Source organism: Niabella terrae, assembly GCF_054783135.1.
Window position 1 is genome coordinate 1 of the sequence record NZ_BAAGRD010000024.1, and the last position, 978, is coordinate 978.

At 33.7% G+C, this 978-nt stretch carries 2 protein-coding genes; one reads left to right on the plus strand and one right to left on the minus strand.

Going from position 1 to position 978, the window contains the following annotated elements; genetic code table 11:
- Positions 1-549 (minus strand): RNA-guided endonuclease TnpB family protein (locus tag ACYVI9_RS15055; RefSeq protein WP_460765965.1); only part of this gene is annotated, 549 nt, incomplete at its 3' end.
- A gap of 221 nt (positions 550-770) precedes the next feature.
- Here ACYVI9_RS15055 and ACYVI9_RS15060 point away from each other — a divergent pair.
- Positions 771-978: transposase (locus ACYVI9_RS15060; RefSeq protein ID WP_460765968.1), on the plus strand; the 208-nt coding region annotated here is incomplete at its 3' end.

Here is a 978-nt window from a genome sequence, read left to right on the forward strand (position 1 = left end):
ATCAATGCCCACCTGTTTTTTTGTTGGCTTCAATGGTTGATGCTGCACTTCACAAAGTATGGATACAAAGTATTTACCTGTGGGTGATTTTGATACAGTACAATGCTTCACTTCACCCTTTAATTCAAGATGTTCAATTATTTTAATGCCATCTTTGAATTTTGGGAAAAACAATTTCCCATTATCCACTTCCACAAATTGCGGAACTGTGAAACTATTTTTTCTCCGTTTACTTTTAAATCGGGGAAACTTAGCATTACCTCTAAAAAAGTTCACAAAGGCGGTGTCTAAATTTCGCAGGGCGGTTTGTAATGTTTGACTGTTAACTTCCTTTAACCATTCAGTTGCTTCTTTCTTTTTTAACTGGGTCAAAGCACCGGCCTGTTTAAGATAATTATCTGATTTTTTATTCTCCTTATACTGCTCAATTCTTTCGTTCAAAAAGTGATTGAACACAAAACGAACACACCCGAAATGCTTACTCAAAAGCAGTTCCTGTTTCTTTGTCGGCAACAATGCAAAACGGTATGTCTTATGTATTAATTTCAATTATGGATCAATTGAGATATATAATGTATAGAATATACTACTTATATTTTCAATATGTATAATTAAAGATAACTATTAATACACAAAAATAAGGTTAAAAAACCTTAGAAGCAGTTATACTTCCACAAATTGTTCAATGCATTGCTTAAAATACCACCTAATTTTTATGCAAGTATCCTAAAAAGCTGCTGGTCGGTGATTGGGATCATGTCAGGAAGTTTATTATGCAGTCAAGTACTGCTAAATCTGATTTTGAAATTGAAGTATTTGAAAGCGATATTGACCACATCCATTTTCTTATTCGATACATTCCACATCTTTCGGTTACTTCCATTGCTGGCAAGTTGAAGCAGAAGCAGGAAACCATTATTGCCTTTGGCAAAAGCACAAAACATATTGTCAAAGAACTTTTGGAAAGAACATGCTTTC